General features: G+C 64.8%; 13 protein-coding genes. 12 read left to right on the forward strand and 1 reads right to left on the reverse strand.

What is annotated here, in order from left to right:
- Nucleotides 1-27 precede the first annotated feature (27 nt).
- The 7 genes from AAFF19_RS19085 to mdoH all read left to right on the forward strand — a co-directional run bounded on the left by AAFF19_RS19085 (nt 28) and on the right by mdoH (nt 9,302).
- Nucleotides 28-465, forward strand: a complete 438-nt coding sequence (locus tag AAFF19_RS19085) for a hypothetical protein (RefSeq protein WP_008905925.1) — start codon at nt 28-30, stop codon at nt 463-465.
- A gap of 126 nt (nt 466-591) precedes the next feature.
- On the forward strand, nt 592-1,935 hold the full coding sequence (miaB, locus tag AAFF19_RS19090) for a tRNA (N6-isopentenyl adenosine(37)-C2)-methylthiotransferase MiaB (RefSeq protein WP_008905926.1): 1,344 nt from the start codon (nt 592-594) through the stop codon (nt 1,933-1,935).
- Nucleotides 1,936-1,957: 22 nt separating this feature from the next.
- A complete protein-coding gene (locus tag AAFF19_RS19095) occupies nt 1,958-3,421 on the forward strand; it encodes an ATP-binding protein (protein ID WP_342720795.1) in 1,464 nt (487 codons plus the stop codon).
- 58 nt (nt 3,422-3,479) lie between these two features.
- The gene (locus AAFF19_RS19100; protein WP_237707278.1) at nt 3,480-4,109 is read left to right on the forward strand and encodes a hypothetical protein; all 630 of its coding nucleotides are present in this window, start codon (nt 3,480-3,482) and stop codon (nt 4,107-4,109) included.
- 30 nt (nt 4,110-4,139) lie between these two features.
- Entirely contained in the window at nt 4,140-5,555 is a 1,416-nt protein-coding gene (locus AAFF19_RS19105) for a sigma 54-interacting transcriptional regulator (RefSeq protein WP_008905929.1), read from the forward strand.
- Between the two features lie 181 nt (nt 5,556-5,736).
- Nucleotides 5,737-7,308, forward strand: coding sequence for a glucan biosynthesis protein G (locus AAFF19_RS19110; RefSeq protein WP_342720796.1), 1,572 nt, complete (start codon nt 5,737-5,739; stop codon nt 7,306-7,308).
- An 8-nt stretch (nt 7,309-7,316) separates the two neighbouring features.
- Nucleotides 7,317-9,302, forward strand: a complete 1,986-nt coding sequence (mdoH, locus tag AAFF19_RS19115) for a glucans biosynthesis glucosyltransferase MdoH (protein ID WP_034694955.1) — start codon at nt 7,317-7,319, stop codon at nt 9,300-9,302.
- Between the two features lie 112 nt (nt 9,303-9,414).
- On the opposite strand, the gene ffh is transcribed toward mdoH, so the two are convergent.
- Nucleotides 9,415-10,791, reverse strand: coding sequence for a signal recognition particle protein (gene ffh / locus AAFF19_RS19120; protein ID WP_342720797.1), 1,377 nt, complete (start codon nt 10,789-10,791; stop codon nt 9,415-9,417).
- Between the two features lie 69 nt (nt 10,792-10,860).
- Between ffh and ccsA the strand changes: the two genes are divergently transcribed.
- The 5 genes from ccsA to ampD are packed head-to-tail and all read left to right on the forward strand — an operon-like array spanning nt 10,861 to nt 15,727.
- Entirely contained in the window at nt 10,861-11,658 is a 798-nt protein-coding gene (gene ccsA, locus AAFF19_RS19125) for a cytochrome c biogenesis protein CcsA (RefSeq protein ID WP_342720798.1), read from the forward strand.
- On the forward strand, nt 11,655-11,873 hold the full coding sequence (locus AAFF19_RS19130; RefSeq protein WP_008905934.1) for a PP0621 family protein: 219 nt from the start codon (nt 11,655-11,657) through the stop codon (nt 11,871-11,873). The genes ccsA and AAFF19_RS19130 overlap by 4 nt, the downstream gene beginning before the upstream one ends.
- 8 nt (nt 11,874-11,881) lie before the next feature.
- Entirely contained in the window at nt 11,882-13,585 is a 1,704-nt protein-coding gene (locus tag AAFF19_RS19135) for a PAS domain-containing sensor histidine kinase (RefSeq protein WP_342720799.1), read from the forward strand.
- Nucleotides 13,586-13,596: 11 nt separating this feature from the next.
- Entirely contained in the window at nt 13,597-15,114 is a 1,518-nt protein-coding gene (locus AAFF19_RS19140) for a sigma-54 dependent transcriptional regulator (protein ID WP_342720800.1), read from the forward strand.
- Nucleotides 15,098-15,727, forward strand: a complete 630-nt coding sequence (ampD, locus tag AAFF19_RS19145) for a 1,6-anhydro-N-acetylmuramyl-L-alanine amidase AmpD (protein ID WP_182118824.1) — start codon at nt 15,098-15,100, stop codon at nt 15,725-15,727. Before AAFF19_RS19140 ends, ampD begins: the two co-directional genes overlap by 17 nt.
- Nucleotides 15,728-15,918 lie beyond the last annotated feature (191 nt).

Here is a 15,918-nt window from a genome sequence, read left to right on the forward strand (position 1 = left end):
CCTTTCTTCAGCCCCTGGATGTAAACCATGAACCGCTGCCCCACCGCCCTTCCTCTCAAGCCGCGCCTCGCCCACTATGTTGTGGCCGCAGGCATCGCCTGCGCTTTCATCGCAACGGCTTTGCCCCTTGCGGCCCAGGTACAGCCTGGGCTGGGAGGCACGCGCACATTCCCCGATGCAGCCCTGCGCGGGACGCTGACTCTCAACACGATCTCCGAAGCCACACTCAATGGCCGCACGATCCGCGTGGCGCCTGGCATGCGCCTGCTGAGTCCTCAGAACACACTGGTCATGATGCACGGGGTGCTTGGGCAGAGCTACAAGGTGAACTACGTCATCGAAAACAGCACCGGCATGCTGCTGACCGCCTGGATACTGACCGAGGGCGAGGCGGCACAGCCCCGCAAGGGCAGTGACGCCGTCGAGCGCAACTACCGCGCCGAATCCGACGCCGTCCGCAACTAGGCAAACCGGGCTCCCCTGCACGCTGCGGACCTTCGCGTGACGATGGCAGCAGCGCACGGCAGGCGCCGCGCCGCCGTTTTTCCCTGTTCGCCCACCGTTTTATTGCCCTTTCCTGCGAGCCTCGCCATGGCCAAAAAAGTCTTCATCAAAACCTTCGGCTGCCAGATGAACGAGTACGACTCGGACAAGATGGCCGACGTGCTCCATGCTGCACAAGGCTACGAGCCGACGCAGAACGTGGACGAGGCCGACCTCATCCTCTTCAACACCTGCTCGGTGCGCGAAAAGGCGCAGGAGAAGGTTTTCAGCGACCTGGGCCGCATCAAGCACCTGAAGGCACGTGGCGTGAAGATTGGCGTGGGCGGCTGCGTGGCCAGCCAGGAAGGCGCCGAGATCATCAAGCGCGCCCCCTATGTGGACGTGGTGTTTGGCCCCCAGACCCTGCACCGCCTGCCCGAGATGCTGAACCAGCGCGAGCGCCTGGACAAACCGCAGGTGGACATCAGCTTCCCTGAGATCGAGAAGTTCGACCACCTGCCGCCCGCCCGAGTGGAGGGCGCCTCGGCCTTTGTGTCCATCATGGAAGGCTGCAGCAAATACTGCAGCTACTGCGTGGTTCCCTACACCCGGGGCGAAGAGGTGAGCCGCCCGTTTGACGACGTGCTGGTGGAAGTGGCAGGGCTGGCCGACCAGGGCGTGAAGGAAATCACCCTGCTGGGCCAGAACGTGAACGCCTACCTGGGCAAGATGGGGGGCACGGCCGAGATTGCCGACTTTGCGCTGCTGCTCGAATACGTGTCCGACATCCCGGGCATTGAGCGCATCCGCTACACCACCAGCCACCCCAATGAGTTCACGCCCCGACTGATCGAGGCCTATGCCAAGCTGCCCAAGCTGGCCAGCCACCTGCACCTGCCCGTGCAGCACGGCAGCGACCGCATTCTGATGGCCATGAAGCGCGGCTACACCGCCATGGAATACAAGAGCACGGTGCGCAAGCTGCGCGCCATCCGCCCCGACCTGGCCATGAGCAGCGACTTCATCGTGGGCTTCCCCGGCGAAACCGAAGACGACTTCAACAAGATGATGAAGTTGATTGACGACATCCACTTTGACAACAGCTTCAGCTTCATCTTCAGCCCCCGCCCCGGCACCCCAGCGGCTGGTCTGCACGACGACACGCCGCACGACGTAAAGCTGCGCCGCCTGCAGCACCTTCAAGGCGTCATCAACGCCAACATCAAGTCCATCAGCGAGAGCCGCGTGGGCACGGTGCAGCGCATTCTGGTGGAAGGCGCTTCCAAGCGCGATACCACCGAGCTGATGGGCCGTACCGAATGCAACCGCGTGGTCAACTTTGTGGGCCAGCCGCGCCTGGTAGGCCAGATGGTGGACGTGACCATCACCGAGGCCAAGGCCTACACGCTGCGCGGTGAAGTGTGCACCCGCGAGGCGGCAGTCGCAGCCTGACGCGCACCCGGCACCCGTGGCAATGACGGCAGACACCCCGCCAAGCGCGGATCTTCGCAAAGCCGACGGCCCTCTGCACGGCCTCTCGTTCCAGCAGCTTTTGCTGCTGGCCTTCCTGCTCATAGCGGGACTGCTGGGGGTCAGCTCGTTGCGGGCGCTGTACACCCTGGAACAGCTCATGGTGCAAAGCCGGCTTGGTGCCGCCGAGGCCACCATGCTCAGCACAGCGGCCCAGGCTTTGAACCAGCGCGGGCAGGCCCTGGAACGCGCGGCACGCCAGTCCCTGGTGCTGCGGGATGCACCGCTGCGGCGCAGCTTCAACGAAATGTCCGTAGAGGCACAAGCCGTTCTCGACCAGTTGCACCAGGGCGGCCTTTCCGAAGACCAGGCCAGCCAGTGGCGTGCGCATCTCGACGCCGTGAAGGCACTGCTAGATGCACCGCCGGAACGGGCCCTGGAAAACGAGCAACGGGTAGCGGAAGAATTTGTCATGCTCGAAGCGCTGCATGCTGCCATCGTGCAATCGGTCCAGGACATCAATGCGCAACGCAACCGCGCACTGCAGCACCGGGTGGAAGCGAGCCGCCGCAACGTGACGCACCAGGTGGTAGGGGTGATCGTCCTGGCACTCGTGCTGGCCCTGGCGCTGGGCATCTGGCTTGCGCGTCCATTCAAGCGGCTGGAAGGCACGATCCGGCGGCTGGGCGAGAACCAGCTTGAAGCACCCGTGGTGATCTCCGGCCCCGACGACGTGCGCCGCGTGGGGCAGCAGCTGGAATGGCTGCGCCTGAGGCTGCTGGAACTGGATTCCGACAAGGCCCGCTTCCTGCGCCATGTCTCGCACGAACTCAAGACGCCGCTGGCCGCGATGCGCGAGGGCGTGGCGCTGCTGCAGGACGGTGTGACCGGCGAGCTCACTGCCGGCCAGCGCGAAGTCACACAGATCCTCCACCACAACACGCTGGTTTTGCAAGGTGAGATTGAAGCCTTGCTGCGCTTTAACGCTGCAGCCTTTGAGGCACGCCAGCTGCAGCGGCGCGACACCGACCTGCTCGCACTGCTGGAAGCCCAGGTGGAAGCCCAGCGGCTGCAATGGCAGGCGCGGGGCCTGCGGGTGCTGGTGGAAGGATCCGCCATCTTGCTGCCCGTGGATGCCGACAAAATCGCCTCGGCAGTCAGCAACCTGCTGTCCAACGCCATTCGTTTCTCGCCCAAAGGGGGAACGGTGCGGCTATCCCTCTCCCGCCATGCAGACTGCGTGCGCGTGGACGTTTCGGACCAGGGCCCCGGCGTGTCCGAGGCCGACCGCGACCGCGTGTTCGAACCGTTTTACCGTGGCATCCGCCAGCCAGACGACGCAGTGCGCGGCACTGGCATCGGGCTTTCGATCGTCCAAGAGTACATCGTCGCCCACGGTGGCAATGTAAGGCTCGTTCAGGATGGTGTTCACTCTTTCTTTCGCATGGAACTACCGCATGCCGCTTAGTTGTCTTCCTGTCTGCTTCACAGGCACAGGCCCGTCGGGCTTCTCAGCACGGCTGTTGTTGCTCACTGCATCCCTGGCGCTGGCCGGCTGCAAGGCTGCTGCACCCCAGGCGCTGGCAGCGCCTGTGCCGCCCATGACCACGACCGCGGTAAAGCCGGAGCCCGTAGAGGCCCCGCAGCTTCCGGAGGGCGCACAAGTGGAATCGGCCTCCAGAGAGCCCGCTGGTACGGTGCCGCCAGGTGACGTGCTGGCACAGACAGACCGCATTGTGCGGATGGCACCCGCCGATCTGACCAAAGAGATTGCCCGACTGGGCGAGGCGGAAGACGCCTTGACGGAAAACCCGCTTCTTCTGGCTGTCGCCTTGGCCCAGACGCGCCAGCCCGTCGATACGGCCCGTGCCCTGGGCCTGACGCAGCGCGTATTGGGCAACTCCACTGCGGCTGCGCAGGCGCTGCACCCGCTGGCGCGTCTCCTGGAGTCACGGCTTCTGCAACAACGCAGGCTGGAAGAGCAACTGGAGCGCCAAACCCAGCAATTGCGCGACGCTCAGCGCCGAAACGACCAGCTCAACGAGCGGCTGGAGGCCGTGCGTGCCATCGAACGCAGCCTGACCACGCGACCTGCTCCGCTTCCTGCAGCGCCCGCCCCGCCTGCGGGCAGCAGCCCCCAGCGAACCACGCCCTGACCTTGCCGCAAGGTGTTAAAGGAAACCGCCATGGCAGCCGCCCCCATTCCATCCCGCACAGCGCCGCGTTCCCGCATCCTTGTCGTGGACGACGACCCTGACATGCTGCGGCTCTTGTCGCTGCGCCTGCAGGCCGCGGGGTACGACGTAGTGGCCGTGGGCTCGGCAGAGGCGGCTCTGGCCCAGCTGGACATGGCGCGCCCGCAGCTCGTGCTGAGCGATGTCCGCCTGCCGGGGCGCGACGGCCTTGCACTGTTCGACGAAGTGCGGTCACGACACCCTTCGCTGCCTGTCATCCTACTCACAGCCCACGGCACCATTCCTGATGCGGTGGAAGCCACTTCGCGGGGCGTTTTCACCTACCTCACCAAGCCATACGACGGCAAGGAACTTCTGGAAAAGATTGCCCAGGCGCTGGCGTTGGGGGCGCCCGCGGTTGAGCAAGCCCATGCCAACGAAGCCTGGCGCGCCGACATCGTGAGCCGGTCCAACCGGATGACCGACTTGCTGGCCGAGGCCTACATGGTGGCGCAGTCGGACGCCAGCGTTCTGCTGCTGGGCGATAGCGGCTCGGGCAAGGAGCTGCTGGCGCAGGCCATCCACCGTGCCAGCCCCCGTGCACGCAGTCCCTTTGTGGCGGTCAACTGCGGCGCAATTCCCGAGGCCCTGCTCGAATCCGAACTGTTCGGCCACGTCAAAGGCGCCTTCACCGATGCGGTGAGCAACCGCATGGGCCTTTTCCAGACCGCGGAAGGCGGCACGGTGCTGCTCGACGAGATTGGCGACATGCCGCCCGCCCTGCAGGTGAAGCTGCTGCGGGTGCTGCAAGAGCGCGCGGTGCGCCCCGTGGGCGCCAGCCAGTCCATTCCCATCAACGTGCGCATCATTTCGGCGACCCACCGCGACCTCGAAGCGGCCATGGCCACGGCCCAGTTCCGCGAAGACCTGTACTACCGGCTAAATGTGGTCACACTGGCACTGCCCACCCTCGCAGACCGGCGCGAAGACATCGCGTTGCTGGCCAACCACTTTCTGGACAAGCTCGCGCGCAAGTACGGCAAGCGCTTGTCTGGCTTTGCGCCCGAGGCGCTCAAGGCCCTCACCCTGGCCGCCTGGCCTGGCAACGTGCGCCAGCTTTACAACGTGGTCGAGCAGGTGTGCGCACTGTCCACCACGCCTCTGGTGCCCCTGACGCTGGTGCAGCGCGCGCTGCGCACGCCGTCTACGCAGGTGCTGAGTTTTGCCGAGGCCCGGCAAAGATTTGAACGCGAGTACCTGGTGGGCCTGCTCAAGATGACGGACGGCAACGTGGCCGATGCCGCGCGGCTGGCCCAGCGCAACCGCACCGAGTTCTACCGGCTGCTGCAAAAGCACGCACTGACCGCCGGAAACTTCAAGAACGATGGGCCAGACAGCGATGACGTCGCTGATCAGCGACACGATTAAGTTGTTGATTTGATTAATTTTTTCCCCATCGGCCGGCCTTGACGTCGCCATACGGCGACAAAAACCCGGGGTTTGCCCGCCAATCTGCAATCCGCACAACTGCTTACATGCGGTCAACATCCTAACTCATTGATTTAAAACAGTTTTTTGAAGCTGGCACAGGGTTTGCCCTAGTCTCAGCATGCAAGCTGTTTTTTCTCACTGTTCACGCTTCACCGGCCGCCTCCCACAGGCCGCGATAGCGCTGGCCGCCACCCTGTTGGCAGGCGCCGCACAGGCCCAAAGCTTCGATTTCGACAGCGTCACCCGCATCGCCCGGGAACGGGCGGAGAAGCCCTATCGCGCATCCAGCGACAAGCTCCCCGCCGACCTCGCCAAACTCAACTACGACCAGGTGCGCGACATCCGCTGGCGCCCCGACCGTGCCCTGTGGCGCGCCGAAAAGCTGCCGTTCGAGGCCATGTTCTTCCACCTGGGCCTGTACCAGAAGGAGCCTGTGCTGATCAACGAGGTGACACCGCAGGGCGCGCGCCACATCGGCTACAGCCGCGCGGACTTCGACTACGGCAAGAACCAGGTGCGGCCGGAGGCCTGGGGCGACCTGGGCTTTGCGGGCTTTCGCCTGCACAACCACCTCAACTCCAGCGCCTACAAGGATGAGCTGGTGGTCTTCCAGGGGGCAAGCTACTTCCGCGCACTGGGCAAGGGCCAGCAGTACGGCCTGTCGGCGCGCGGGCTGGCCATCGACACCGTGGGTGGCAGTGGTGAAGAGTTCCCTCGCTTCACAGAGTTCTGGCTGGTGCGGCCCGATGCGTTGTCCACGCAGGTCACGGTGTATGCGCTCCTGGATTCGCCCCGCGCCACCGGCGCCTACCGTTTCGACATCCAGCCGGGCCCGCAGACCACCACCACCGTGCGCAGCCGCATTTTTGTGCGGGCAGGCAAGAGCGACAAGCCCATCGCCACGCTGGGCATCGCACCGTTGACCAGCATGTTCTTCTTCGGCGAGAACCAGCCGCGCAAGGACGATTTCCGGCCAGAGGTGCACGACTCCGACGGTCTGATGATTGCCACGGGCGAGGGCGAATGGCTCTGGCGCCCCCTGCAGAACCCCAAGCAGACGCTGGTCACATCGTTTGCCACCAAAAACCCCAAGGGCTTTGGCCTGATGCAGCGCGATCGGCAATGGTCGAACTATGAGGACGTCGAAGCCCGCTATGAGCGCCGCCCGAGCGCCTGGGTGCGCCCCCTGCACGACTGGGGCGCCGGGCGGGTGGAACTGGTGCAGCTCCCCACACCGGATGAGACGCACGACAACATCGTGGCGTACTGGGTGCCCGCCCAGCTACCCGCCTCTGGCCAGGCCCTGGAATTTGCCTACGAGCTGAGCTGGCAGGGCGATGAACAGCAGCGCCCGCCTGGTGCCTGGGCCACGCAATCGCGCCGGGGCATGGGCTACACCCAGCAGACCGCCGAGGCCCTGCGCCAGCAAGTGCAGTACGTCGTTGATTTCGATGGGCCCGCGCTCAAGGCCTTGCCCCCCGATGCGCCCGTGAAAGCCGTGGTCACAAGCGATGCCAACGGCAAGGTACTGGAAAGCATCGTCTACCGCAATCCGGTCACTGAGCAGTGGCGCATGACCCTTCGCATCCAGCGCCAGAAGGCCGATCGACCGATCGAGCTGCGCGCCTTTCTTCAACACGACAACAACGCTGTGAGTGAAACATGGACGCACATCATTCTTCCCGAGTAAGCCCCCAGATGCACCCACACCCACACCCACATCCATCCCAGCGCAGCACTGTGCGGGGAGAGCGGCATCCCAATTCCGTCACCGCCCCTCCGGTCCACCGGGGTTCGATGGTGCCTGTTCCATGGCGGGGCTTCTGGAACAGCCTGGGAACGGCGCTGCTGCTCAAGCTCACAGGCCGTGCCAAGGCGCACCGTCAGGCGTCGGCCACTGCCCACTCTTCGCAGGCATGGGAGAGCGCTGCTCAGCGCCGTCGCTGGACCTTCGCGGTGCTGACTGCACTGACGACGGCGCTCGCAAGCCTCCTGTTTGCCGGGGTTCAGCCGGAATACGACAACGCCTGGCTGGGCTACGGCCAGATTGCGCTGTTTGCCCTGCTGTCCGCATGGGTTGTCACCGGCTTTCTCACCGGGCTGATGGGCTTTTGGGTCATGCTGCGCGGCGACCGGCATGCGCTGTCTGTGCGCAGCGTGGTGGAACACCAGCTGCCTCCCGATGCGCGCACGGCCATCATCATGCCGATCTGCAACGAGGACGTGGCCACCGTGTTCGCGGGGCTTCGGGCAACCTGCGAGTCGGTCGCTTCCACCGGCCATGGGGCCACCTTCGACGTGTTCGTGCTGTCCGACAGCTACGACCCCGCCATCGCCCAGGCCGAACGCGCTGCGTGGGAAGAACTGCGCACCGCCCTGGCCCAGCACAGCCAGCAGCCGCAGGTACAGGTGTACTACCGCCTGCGCACTCGCCGCACGCACCGCAAGGCCGGCAATGTGGCCGATTTCTGCCGCCGCTGGGGCAAGGACTACCGCTACATGGTGGTGCTGGACGCCGACAGCGTGATGAGCGGTGACTGCATCGTTTCCATGGCCAAGCTGATGGAAGCCAACCCCACGGCGGGCATCATCCAGACGGCAACCCAGGCCATCGGCCACGTCACGCTGCACGCCCGCGCGCAGCAGTTCGCCTCGCGCGTTACGGGTCGGCTGTTCACGCTGGGCATGCAGTACTGGCAGCTGGGTGAATCCCACTACTGGGGCCACAACGCGATCATTCGCGTGGCACCCTTCATGGAACACTGCGCCCTCGCGCCCATCAAGGGCAAGGGCGGCTTGGCGGGCGGCATCATGTCGCACGATTTCGTCGAAGCGGCTTTGATGCGCCGCGCGGGCTTCCACGTCTGGCTGGTGTCGGACCTCATCGGCAGCTATGAACAGCAACCCCCTGACCTGCTGGCCGAGCTGCAGCGCGACCGCCGCTGGTGCCAGGGCAACCTGCAAAACGCACGCCTGATGGCCGAGCCCGGCATCCACCCCGTACACCGCTCCATGTTCGTCACGGGCGCCATGGCTTACCTCTCGGCACCGCTGTGGCTGGCCTTCCTGACGCTGGGCACAGCGCTGTGGCTGTCGGGTGCCAAGTTGGTGGCCAACTGGCACATCCTGCCTGCCGAACTGCTGGCGCTGTGGGCCTTCACGCTGACCCTGCTTTTCCTGCCACGTGTCCTGGGCGTGGCCGCAGTCTTCATGCGCCGGGAGCACCACGAGTACGGGGGTGCCTGGAGCCTGCTCAAGAGTGCTGCCCTGGAGAGCGTGCTGGCCATTTTGCAAGCCCCCATCCGGATGCTGGCCCATTCGCTGTTCGTTCTGATCGCGCTGACAGGCCTGAAACTGGAATGGAGATCCCCCCCGCGCGAAGCCCATGCCGTGCCGTGGCGCCACGCCGCGCGCCAGCTGGCCCCGATGAGTCTGGTGATTGGCCTGCTGGCAGTAGGCGTGTCGCTCATCGACAGCAGCGCCCTTCTGTGGCTCATGCCCGTGGGCCTGCCATTGGCGCTGGCGATACCACTGGCTGTGTTGACCAGCCAGATTGCATTGGGAAAGGCGATGCGTGCCCAGCAGCTGCTGCTGATTCCCGAGGAATCCTGGTCGCCCCCGGTACTGCGGCGGGCGTGGCTGCACGCCAGCCGTCTGGCCGCGCCCGCACTGAAGGTTGCCTAGGCGTTCTGACTGCACCTGCAAAAAAGCCGACGTCAAGTCGGCTTTTTTGCTTCTATTTTTATAGCTACTGGCGCTTTACCAGTAAGCGCCAGAGGCCAAAATGACCTGAATTTCAGAAGGGCATCTTGGGCATTCCGCCACCCATGCCCTTCATGCCGCCCATCTTCTTCATCATCTTCATCAGGCCGCCGCCCTTCATCTTTTTCATCATGCCCTGCATCTGCTCGAACTCCTTGAGCAGGCGGTTGACCTCTTGCACATGCACGCCAGCCCCGTTGGCGATGCGCTTCTTGCGGGTGGCCTTGATGAGTTCGGGCTTGCGACGCTCCAGCGGCGTCATGCTCTGGATGATGCCCTCCTTGCGCTTGATGTCTTTCTCGGCCTTGTCCATGTCCATGGCACCGGCCTTGGCGGTGAGCTGCGACGGCAGCTTGTCCATCAGGCTGGAAAGCCCGCCCATCTGCTTCATCTGCTGGATCTGCGACAGGAAGTCATTCAGATCGAACCCATCTCCACTCTTGACCTTGGCCGCCAGCTTTTGTGCGGCCTCCATGTCCACCCCGGCCGTGACCTGCTCCACCAGGGCCACGATGTCGCCCATGCCCAGGATGCGGCCTGCATGGCGCTCGGCGTCGAACACTTCCAGGCCGTCGAGCTTTTCAGACACCCCCGCAAACTTGATGGGCGCACCCGTGATCTGCCGCACCGACAGCGCGGCGCCGCCGCGCGAATCACCATCGAGCTTGGTGAGCACGATGCCGGTGAGCGGCAGCGCTTCCTTGAAGGCCTTGGCGGTGTTGATGGCATCCTGACCCTGCATGGCATCGACCACGAACAAGGTTTCGACCGGGTTCAGCGCGGCGTGCAGGTCCTTGATTTCCTTCATCAAAGCTTCGTCGATGGCCAGGCGACCCGCCGTATCGACCAGCAGCACGTCAAAGTAGTGCTTCTTGGCGTAGTCCAGTGCGGCGTGGGCGATGTCGAGCGGCTTCTGGTCGGGCGTGCTGGGAAACCATTCGGCACCGGCCTGCTTGGTCACCGTCTTGAGCTGCTCGATAGCGGCCGGGCGGTACACGTCGCCCGACACGGTCAGCACCTTCTTCTTGCGCTTTTCGATCAGGTGCTTGGCCAGCTTGGCCGTGGTGGTGGTCTTGCCCGCGCCCTGCAGGCCCGCCATGAGGATGATGGCCGGGGGCTGGGCGGCGAGGTTGATGTCGGAGATGCCCTCGCCCATGGTGGCGGCCAGCTCGCGGTTGACGATGCTGACCAGCGTCTGCCCGGGCTTGAGCGAGCCCAGCACTTCCTGGCCCAGCGCCTTCTCTTTGACGCGGGCAATGAAGTCGCGCACCACCGGCAGGGCCACGTCGGCTTCGAGCAGCGCCATGCGCACTTCGCGCAGCATGTCCGTGACGTTGGATTCGGTGATGCGGGCCTGGCCACGCATCTCCTTGACGAGGCGCGTGAGTTTGTCGGTAAGGGCGGAGGCCATAGGGGAGATGTCCGGTGTTGCCTGCGCGTCAGGGTGCTGGCGGTGGGGCGAAAGGCTAAACTGCGATCCATGATTTTAGCGAGTAGCTCTCCCGCCAGCTGGCTGCTGGCCCTGGCTGCGGCCGTGGCATACGCAGTGCCCGCCGCCGCATCCTCGCGGCTGGGCGCAACAGCGGCCCGCAATGCGCTGCTGGTGGCCTGGCTGCTGCACGCCACAGTGCTGGTGTGGGGCCTGTGGGGCGACACGCCCCGATTCGGGTTTGCGCCCGCCTTGTCGATGACTGCGTGGCTGGTACTGACGGTGTACGCCGTGGAGCGGCAACTGTTTCCGCAGATGCAGTCGCGCTGGATGCTGGCGGCGCTGGGGGCCATTGCCATCGTGCTGGCGGTGCTCTTCCCGGGCCAGCCGCTGCATGTGACAGCCTCCGCCTGGCTGCCACTGCACCTCGCACTGGGCATTGCCTGCTACGGATTGTTTGCGGCCGCCGTGGTGCATGCCTGGCTGATGACGCGTGCCGAGCAGCGCATCCGCCAGGCCGAAGACCCCCACAGTGGCATTCCCCTGCTCACACTGGAACGCCTGACCTTCCGCTTTGTGACGGCAGGCTTCATCCTTCTGACCGCCACGCTGCTGGCGGGCTGGCTGTTTGGTGACACCCTGTATGGCAGGGCGTGGCGTTGGGACCACAAGGCCGTTTTTTCGCTGCTGGCCTGGTTCACCTTCGCCACCCTGCTCCTGGGACGCGCACGTTTCGGCTGGCGGGGCCGCTATGCGGTACGCGTGCTGTACGCCGGGGCGGCGCTGCTGCTTCTGGCTTACGTGGGGTCACGTTTCGTCATGGAAGTCGTTCTGGGTCGCAGCACATGAAATACCTGGTCTTGCTGGTCGTACTGGTCGTGGCCTTTGGCATCTGGCGCAGCCGCCGCCCCTCGGCACCGTCGCCCGCCCCCCGTCCGCTGGCGCTCCCCCAGGACATGCTGGCATGCGCCCGGTGTGGCATCCACATCCCACAGGCTGAAGCTTTGATGACGGGCCAGCTGGCCTATTGCTGCGCCGACCATCAGCAGCGGGGTCCCGTCTGAATCACCCCATGCAACCTCTGTCTGCGGACGCCATTGCACCTGCCCTGGAGGCGCCATTCGTGCGCCTTTGGCGCGGGTTCCTGACCGGCCGGGCCATGGTTGCGCTAGCGCTGCTGGTACTGCAGGGCGCAAGCCAGGCTATCAACCAGGCCACCCAGCCTGCCGTTCTGGCTGTCTGCGCCGCCTATCTCGTCGCCACCATCACCTTGCGCGTACTCACAGCCCAACAGCCGCCCTCACCCGGAGCCGGCCCACAATGGCTACCTTCCATCGGGGTCGATCTGGCAGCCATCACGGCCCTTCAGCTTCTGAACGCGGGGGCCATGAACTACACCCCCCTGTTTGGCCTTCCCATTCTCATGGCGGCCGTCCTCGGAACGCTGACGCTGGCGCTGGGGACAACGGCAGCGGTGACGTTGCTGTTGCTGGGGTGGGCATGGTGGGTAGGCTCTGGCACTGCGGGCGACGACGCCCCCCGTTACCTGCAAAGCGCGCTGACCGGCACGGGCTATTTCATCGTGAGCTACCTCGTGCACCAGCTGGCGGTGCGCCTGGCGCGCGAGCAGGAACTGGCACTACAGAGCCAGATCGCGGCCCGGGTGCAAACGCAGGTGAGCGCCCTGGTGATCCAAAACCTGACCGACGGCGTCCTCGTGGTGGACGAAGGCGACGTTGTACGCCTGGCAAACCCGGCAGGGCTGCAGTTGCTGGGCGGCACCTCACCACCCGAGTTGCCGTTCGCATTGGCCTCCCTGCCGCCCTGGAATCCGCTGGTTCTGCTGGCGCGGCGTACCTTCCGGCAGGAGCAACCCCAAACCGCTGATGTGGACCTGCTGCATCCGGGGCAAAGCCCGACCGGCTTGCATGTGCGGACCTGGCTGACTTCCACGCGCGAGGCCGCGCGCCACGCACACACAGAGCGCCTGTGCGTGATGTTCCTGCACGATCTTCGCGAAATGGAAGCCCGCCTGCGCACCGAAAAGCTGGCCGCCATGGGGCGCATGTCTGCTGCGGTGGCCCATGAAATCCGCAATCCGCTGGCCGCCATCGTGCAAGCCAATGCGCTCCTGGAAGAGGATCTGAAAGACCCAGCCCAAAAACGCCTGGCCCACATGGTCCAGCAAAACGCCGACCGCCTGGCACGCATTGCGGAGGAGGTGCTGGACATCGCCCGCGTGCAGCACCAGATCAGCCACGCGCCAGCGTCCACCCTGCCTCTGGACGAAACGGTGTCCCAGATATGGAATGACTGGCAGGGGCAGGATCCGTTGCAGCGCCGTGGCGTGATCCTGCTGGAAGCTGGCAATACGCAGGTCGAATTCGACAACGAGCATCTGCGTCGGGTGCTGGTCAACCTTCTGGACAACGCGCTGCGGTACGTCGGTCAGGAGCCAGACTCCCTCACCGTCACCACCCGCGCCGCACCGTCAGGCCAGATCAGCCTGCAAGTCTGGAGCGACGGCGCCCCGATGGACAAATCGGTAGAGCGCCATCTGTTCGAGCCATTTTTTTCCTCGGAGAGCCGCTCGAGCGGACTCGGGCTCTATATATGCCGCGAACTCTGCCAGCGCCATGGGGCTTCGATCAGCTACCAGCGTCTCACCCGCACCACACTGCGTGGCGAGGTAGGTGGCAACGCTTTTACCGTGGGGTTCCGGCGCACGACCCGCCCTACCGAATCCGCCACGCTGTTTGACACCATCGTGGTCTGAAACACCTTGCCATGAACGCCCCTGTTGCCTCCATCCTTGTCGTCGACGATGAACCTGATCTTCGGACCCTGTACGAACTGACCCTGCTGCGCGAAGGTTACCGCGTGGAGACCGCGTCCAGTGTCCAGGAGGCCCGGGACCAGCTCAAGGCGCACCGTTTCGATGCCGTCATCACCGACATGCGGCTTCCGGACGGTTTTGGCATGGAGTTGCTGCAGGACCTTCGCGAGCAACAGCGCCGCGAGCGGTGTGTGGTCATGACCGCCTACGGCTCTGCCGAGAATGCCGTGGAAGCCTTGCGGTCCGGTGCATTCGACTACATGACCAAGCCGGTGGATCTCAAGCAGTTCCGTTCGGTGGTTGCATCGGCAGTGCAGGGGACCGGCGGTGTGCCCGCCCCCCGGGCTGCCCGTACCGGGGGTGTGCAAGGCCGGCAGGGCAACTTCAGCGCCGACCCCTTGGCGGCGGGCACTGCCCTGGACCGCCTGGTCGGAACTTCCGAGGCCATGCGCAACGTCAAACAGCGGGTGGCCAAGGTGGCGCGCGGCATGGCGCCTGTGCTGATCCACGGGGAATCGGGCACGGGCAAGGAACTGGTGGCACAGGCGTTGCACGCCAGCAGCCAGCGCGCGGACGGGCCACTGGTGGCCGTGAACTGCGGCGCCATCCCGGAGAACCTTCTGGAGGCGGAGTTCTTTGGCGCTCGCAAAGGTTCGTATACCGGCGCCAGCCAGGACAGGGATGGCTACTTCCAGGCCGCGCGCGGAGGCACACTTTTTCTGGATGAAATCGGTGATCTGCCTTTGGCCATGCAATCCAAGCTGCTGCGCGCCATCCAGGAACGCAGCGTGCGCCCCCTTGGATCGACCCAGGAAGAAACGGTGGACGTGCGCATTGTCAGCGCCACGCATCGCGACTTGGCCGCCGACGTGCAGTCGGGCCGGTTCCGGCAGGATCTGTACTACCGGCTCAATGTGATCGAGATCGTCATTCCCCCATTGCGCGAACGCCGGGAGGACTTGCCGATGCTGTGCACCGCGCTGCTCGCGCGCATCGCCCAGGAATCTGGCATGCCAGTACCCTCTCTCACCGAGCAGGCACTGCAAGCCATCGCGGCGCACCCGCTGACCGGGAACGTCCGCGAACTGGAAAACCTGCTGCACAGAGCCGTCGCCCTCAGCGACGGTGATGAACTGAATCTGGACTGGCCGATGGGGTCATCGGCCCCCTCCAGCCCAAGGGCCTCCCCCGAGCCCACAAGCCCGCCAAATGCCGAAGGGCCGCAGCCCTATCTACCGCCCCCGGCCATTGGCAATGTAGGTTGCACGGTACCCCTGCCCAACGATCTTCAGGCATGGCTCGACCAGCAGGAGCGGGACATCCTGATCCGCGCGCTGCGCGAAGCGGGCTTCAACAGGACAGCCACCGCAGCCCGGCTGGGCATCAGTCTGCGCCAGATTCGCTACCGTATCGCCCGACTGAACATTGCCGTCCCGAATGATCAGGATCCGCATGACGAGATCGGCTGAAACGGCGGGTGAAGGACTCCCACTTTGGGACGGGGGATGGCACCGCGCGGCCACGAGGCTCGAATCTCCCAACCACGGTGCGCGCCCCAGCCTGGCTGGCTCCCCCATCGACCTCATCGTGGTGCATTCGATCAGTCTGCCGCCCGGCGAATATGGCGGAAACGCCGTGCAGCAGCTCTTCACCAACACCCTCGACTGGGACGCCCATCCCTATTTTCAGAGCATCCGGGGCCTGAAGGTGTCGTCGCACTTCTTCATCGAGCGGTCCGGCGCTCTTTGGCAGTTTGTTGATTGCGACCACCGGGCGTGGCATGCGGGTCAATCCGCTTACCGCGGACGCAGCCAATGCAATGACGATTCCATCGGCATCGAACTGGAGGGTCTGGAAGGACATACGTTCGATCCCGCGCAGTACCAGACATTGGCCTCGCTCTGCCTCGATATCGCGCGCCGTTACCCCATAAAACACGTAGCGGGGCATGAGCACATAGCACCGGGCCGCAAGCATGATCCGGGCCCGGGTTTCGACTGGGCGCAGCTGAAGCAATCCCTGAACTGGCCAGCGCGCCGGTTTCCTGCTGCCACCGGTCCTGGCCAGCAAGGCATCCGCTGACTCCACTGGCGAAGCAGCTCGTCAAGCTCTTTTTTTATTGTGCGCCCGCACATACCCGCATCCCCAGACGTCATGCGGGTTGTGGAAGAAAAATCTCCGGAAACGCCTTTCCTTGCGTGAGTTTCGCTCTGCTTTTTTGTGGCGACAAGGGTTTTGCGGGGGCGAGGCCATCGTCTTTTGGCATCGCAAAC

The organism is Acidovorax sp. FHTAMBA, from assembly GCF_038958875.1.
GTDB lineage: Bacteria > Pseudomonadota > Gammaproteobacteria > Burkholderiales > Burkholderiaceae_C > Acidovorax.

Excerpts from the sequence above, each read along its gene's own strand:
- AAFF19_RS19085 (WP_008905925.1), top strand. The coding sequence starts at position 28 with ATGAACCGCTGCCCCACCGCCCTTCCTCTCAAGCCGCGCCTCGCCCAC.
- miaB (WP_008905926.1), top strand. The coding sequence starts at position 592 with ATGGCCAAAAAAGTCTTCATCAAAACCTTCGGCTGCCAGATGAACGAG.
- AAFF19_RS19095 (WP_342720795.1), top strand. The coding sequence starts at position 1,958 with ATGACGGCAGACACCCCGCCAAGCGCGGATCTTCGCAAAGCCGACGGC.
- AAFF19_RS19105 (WP_008905929.1), top strand. The coding sequence starts at position 4,140 with ATGGCAGCCGCCCCCATTCCATCCCGCACAGCGCCGCGTTCCCGCATC.
- AAFF19_RS19110 (WP_342720796.1), top strand. The coding sequence starts at position 5,737 with ATGCAAGCTGTTTTTTCTCACTGTTCACGCTTCACCGGCCGCCTCCCA.
- mdoH (WP_034694955.1), top strand. The coding sequence starts at position 7,317 with ATGCACCCACACCCACACCCACATCCATCCCAGCGCAGCACTGTGCGG.
- ffh (WP_342720797.1), bottom strand. The coding sequence starts at position 10,791 with ATGGCCTCCGCCCTTACCGACAAACTCACGCGCCTCGTCAAGGAGATG.
- ccsA (WP_342720798.1), top strand. The coding sequence starts at position 10,861 with ATGATTTTAGCGAGTAGCTCTCCCGCCAGCTGGCTGCTGGCCCTGGCT.
- AAFF19_RS19130 (WP_008905934.1), top strand. The coding sequence starts at position 11,655 with ATGAAATACCTGGTCTTGCTGGTCGTACTGGTCGTGGCCTTTGGCATC.
- AAFF19_RS19135 (WP_342720799.1), top strand. The coding sequence starts at position 11,882 with ATGCAACCTCTGTCTGCGGACGCCATTGCACCTGCCCTGGAGGCGCCA.
- AAFF19_RS19140 (WP_342720800.1), top strand. The coding sequence starts at position 13,597 with ATGAACGCCCCTGTTGCCTCCATCCTTGTCGTCGACGATGAACCTGAT.
- ampD (WP_182118824.1), top strand. The coding sequence starts at position 15,098 with ATGACGAGATCGGCTGAAACGGCGGGTGAAGGACTCCCACTTTGGGAC.